General features: G+C 63.5%; 1 protein-coding gene and 1 pseudogene. Both read left to right on the top strand.

Annotation, left to right across the window (positions count from 1 at the left end; translation table 11 throughout):
- Positions 1 to 100: 100 nt before the first annotated feature.
- Complete coding sequence (locus tag AXK11_RS07845) at positions 101 to 4,081, top strand: autotransporter-associated beta strand repeat-containing protein (RefSeq protein ID WP_197456848.1); 3,981 nt, start codon at positions 101 to 103, stop codon at positions 4,079 to 4,081.
- Between the two features lie 386 nt (positions 4,082 to 4,467).
- Positions 4,468 to 4,833 (top strand): annotated as a pseudogene (locus tag AXK11_RS07840) (hypothetical protein); the annotation flags it as partial.

Here is a 4,833-nt window from a genome sequence, read left to right as displayed (position 1 = left end):
TAAACCCCCCCCCCCCCCCCACGATAATTGCGTATATATCTCTAGATTAGCGACTTATGCAAGTTTTATTGCGGTTTGGGCGGTGGTGCTCGGGCTCCTCGTGGCCCCGCCTGCCGTGTGGGCGCAGCTCACCCCGCCGAGTGATGTGGTGGTGTGGACGAATGAGGACGGGGACGATGATTGGGACAATGCCGGGAACTGGCTGAGTGGCGGCTCGCCCGTGGCGGGCGAGCATGTGCTGTTCGGGACCCTCGGTACGGGAGGGCTGAATACCGTGACTGCTTCGGGTAATCTCACAACGAGCACGCTGTGGTTCGACAGTGCAGAGGACTACCTCCTGCAAGGCAGCGGCACCCTGACTCTGGGCCCGGCAGGCGGCACCGGTTACCTGATCGTGGTCAATGGCCCGGGTAATACGGCGCAGATCCAGATCAACAAAAACATCGTCATTAACAGTGGTTTGTCGGCGACCGGCTATGCCCAGATCGCCAACCACTCTGCCGGTGTGCTACGGATTGGTGGGAGCCTCAATGCGAACGGTAAGAGCCTGCGTATCCACGGCTCGGGCGCGACCTACGTTACTGGAGCTATTGGTAATGTGCAGAACTTGCGTATCCACGGCTCAGGCCCAAGCGAGTTTGGGGACATAAGCGGCCAATCGATCACGCTCACCCGGTCAGGCAAGACCACCTTCAATGGGAATATTACACTCAATGGAGTGAATCGAAACATAGAGATCAACAATGTCGGCGATGTGGAGTTTAAAGGGGCATTTTCGGGGGTGGCGGGGGTGGGGGTGCCGATAAAGGAGCTGACGATTGCGGGAACCGGCGATGTGCGCTTCGAGAATTTGGTCAATGCTCTGCAGGCTAATATAAACCGCTCAGGGCGTGTGTATTTCGTGGGGGACGCGCGGGCTAGTCAATTCTCCATTTCTGGCGACTCACGTGTCTATTTCTTGGGGGACTTGGTGGCGGATCCACTCTCCCTTTCCGGCAACTCACATGTCTATGCCGCAAGTGTAGGAGTAGGAAGCAGCAGCTATAATCCCCCCAGTCTTAGTGTTGGCGTGGCGGCAGGAGACCGTGCGCGGCTTGTGACTGGTAGTATCAGTGGTAATTTAACTGTTAATGAGGGAAGCTTTGCTGTGACGCGCGGTGCTTCCAGTCTGCGTGTTTTAGTATCCGGAGGGACCTTTGCGCTGCGCAATGACCTCGGCTTGCCCCTCAAGAGTTTTACCGGTAGTTATGGGCAGCCATTTACTTTTGCTGGTAGCGGTTTTATCCGCGCGGAGGGCAGCGATCCGATCGGTGCCCTCTACAGCGACGGCGGGCGAAACAGGCTAGTCGGCAAAGTCCAGCTTACGGGGGTTACGAGTATCGGCGTGCGTGGCGAGCGCGAGGGCGAGCTGGTTATCGGCGACTCGATCACCAGCGCCCCGGGCGGTGGGGGGCTTACCAAGGTGGGTACCGGCTTGCTGACGCTAGGGGGGGCGGGCCTGGGGGCCTACACTGGGGCGACGACGATCCGCGACGGAGTGCTGCGCTTCTCTGGGCCGAGCTCTGGCGTTACTTACAATATGTCGAACCTCGTGTTGAGCGGCGGCATCCTGGAGCTGAGCGGGCCTATCTATCACGTCACGCGCGCACTGGGGACGGGGGCGGGGCAGTTCCGCTGGGCGGGGGATGGCGGCTTCTCGGCCTACGGTGGCGACAAGAGCGTCACAATCGGGGCTGTCGGCGATGTGCTGGCCTGGGGGGGCACCAGCTACTTCGTGAGCAATAGCTCGGCGCTCTTGCTGAGCTCGCGCTATGCGGACGCGGCGATCACCTTTACCAACGCGATCAACCTGGGGAACGGCTTGCGCGAAGTGCGTGTGGCACGCGGTGCGGCAAATGCGCGTGCGATCCTCTCGGGGAAGCTCAGCAGCACGACCAACGCCGGCGGCCTGCTCAAGACGGGTGCGGGCTACCTGTATCTCTCCAACCCGGACAACGACTACACGGGCGGCACCGTCATCCGCGAGGGCGCGCTGGGCATCCATGCCAACCTGTACCACAATAGTGGGGCCTCAAACCTCCAGCTCGACGGCGGGGTGCTCATGATCGACGGGCTCTTCCGCCGCAGCACAGGCACAGGGGCGGGGCAGATCCAGTGGACGGGCTCGGGCGGCTTTGCCGCGCTCAGCGGCGAGCAGACGGTCCGGCTGGGGAACTCGGCCTCGACGCGTACCTGGGAGAGCTTCATGCCCGCGGGGGCCGAGCTGCGCTTCGGCCACTACCAGGCCGAGGGCTCGGTAATCTGGGACACGGGGCTAAATCTCGGCAGCGGCAGCCGCACGATCCGGCTGCTGTGGGACGAGGCCAAAAGCGAGCTGGGCGACGTGCGCTTCACCCGCGAGCTGCGCGCGAGCGCTGCCGCGGTGCTCAATATCGAGGGCTCGGGCAGCCTCGGCACCGGGGTGAATAATGCGAACTTCGAGGCGGGGACGATCAACCTGCGCGGCGCGGGGCTCACCCTGTATGGCGATGGCCGGATGGCCAAGGCCGCCAGCACGATCAACATGCAGGCGGGCGCGGAGCTGTTTTCCAATAACGAGGGGGCCGCCTACTCCAACCGGCTGCACGACGGCACGGCGATCAACATGAACGCCTCGCGGATCCGGCTGCGGGGTAATGCGGGCAAGGCCGTCACCGAGCAGGTGGGCAATCTCCGGATCGAGTCCGGCGCCAACGAGATCCAGATCGAGCGCATCGGGACGAGCGCGGCGGATTTGAAGGCACTGGCGCTCCTGCGCAACGCCGCCTCCCGCGGTACGCTGCGGCTGACGGAGCTCGCCAGCCGCCTGCTGCTGGGCAACTCGGCCGATAATCACGCGCTCAGCAACAATAGCGGGGTAGTGGAGGCAGTCGTCCCGTGGACGCAGGTGCGCATCGATGGCGGGGGCGGGAATCCTTTCTACACCTGGGCGACGCCGGACGATCTCAACGGAGATGCCCTCGTGGGGCTGACTAGCTGGGATTACTGGACTGCGGCGACGCAGTCCAGCACGGGCAACGTCCGGATCGATGCGGCGTCGCTCACCCTGAGTGCGGCGCGGACGGTCAACTCGCTGATCACTACCGGGGCGGGGGCCCTCGATCTGGGGGGCAAGCGGCTGACGATCCACTCCGGCGGGCTCTCGGTAAACTCCGGGGCCAGTCCCTATGTCATCAAGGGAGTCGGGGACAGCCAGATCTTCACTTCCTGGGTCTCTCCCGGAGGGCGGCCCCTCTATGTCCACAGCTACGGCGGCGGCCTGCGCTTCGAGGGTGCTGTGCGGATAGTGTCGAACCGCGACTTGGTGAAGAGCGGTCCGGGCGACCTGGTCTTCGCCGGTACGCGCACGCATAACGTGGGCGCAGTGTACATCCACGAGGGGACGGTCGAACTGCGCAGCGGGCGGCTGTCGGTGACGGGAAATATCACCGTGGGCGACGGCGCAGGCACCGATAGGCTCGTGCTCCCCGCAAACCAAAGCGACCGGCTCATCAAAACCGGCGGCGGGCTGCCGACAATCATCCTCAACGGCACGCCCCACGATCAACGCGGCCCCGAGTACGGCGGCGCACAGGCGATCCTCCAGTTGAGTGGCAACACCCAGCAGCGGCTCGCCAAGCTGCATATCGAAAACCGCGGCACGATCAACTGGGTCGGCGGCAGAGAACCCACGCCCAATATCCTGTGGCTCGACGAGCTGAGCTTCAGCGGGCCCGATGCCATCCTCTTCATGCGCAACTGGTACGAGTTTGAAGACATGCTGCTCGTCCGAAGGGTATTCAACGGCAAGGCCTTCGATACCTCCATGCTGTCTCAGGTGGTCTTCGAGGGCTACCAGAACTACGTGACCCGCTGGAAGGACTACGACAGCGACTTCCTTGAAATCACGCCCTTCGGCTCCGCCGTCCCCGAACCCTCGACCTACGGCGCCATACTCGGCGCACTGGGCGTAGGCGCGTACCTCCTCCGCCGGGGCCGTCGCAAAGCTGCCAATCAGTCCCCACCCGACGGCGAGGCAACGACTCGCCGCCAAATAAAATGAGTCGAAGTTGTGACGAGCCGCCAACGAGCGGCTCGCCCAAAAAAAGGGTCGAAGACCCCTGCGCGGGGGGCGGTGGCGTGGCGCCACGTGCCATTCAATTTGGGAATCGGCCCCGTCGCTGCGCGACGACGCACGATTCCCAAATTTAACGGAGCCTCCCCCAGTCGCGTTGCGACTGGGAAGAAACTCAAAACGCGAATGGAACCGATCTGGGTGAGATGAAGCGATTTGCCGGTGAATCACCGACTGATGGTCGGGCCCTTTCAACTGTGCGGCTTGCGGGTTGTGCGGAACGCACGGCCCGCAAGCCGCACAGTAAATGGGTGCAGGCACCGCCTGCCGCCCCGCGCGTAGCGGAGAAATCTGAGCAGCATCCGCTCTTACCCATGAGTCGGGATGTGTGGGATTCGTGTGTATTGGCGGATGGGGTGTTGGGGCCGTTGTTGTTGCGGTTGGCGCGGGCGGTGGAGGTGCCGTTCAAGCCGCTGTGGAGTAAGCGGATCTTGAAGGAGACCTATCGGATCCAGACGGGGAGCCTGGACTGGGAGCCGCGGCGGGCGATGGGGTTTCGGGCGAGCCTGTCGGATCAATACCCGACCAATCGGGTGAGCGGCTACGAACGGTACCTGCCGCTCTGCCAGAACGGGGAATCCGGCGGCCATGTGTTGGCCTGTGCGCTGGCGGCGCGGGCCGACAAGATCGTGACCCACAGCCTGCGCAACTTTCGCGCCGAGCAGCTCGCCCCGTGGGCA

This window comes from Cephaloticoccus primus (assembly GCF_001580015.1).
GTDB classification, from domain to species: domain Bacteria; phylum Verrucomicrobiota; class Verrucomicrobiia; order Opitutales; family Opitutaceae; genus Cephaloticoccus; species Cephaloticoccus primus.
Note: the sequence above shows the minus strand (reverse complement) of the source record. Positions and strands in the feature narration are given on the sequence as shown.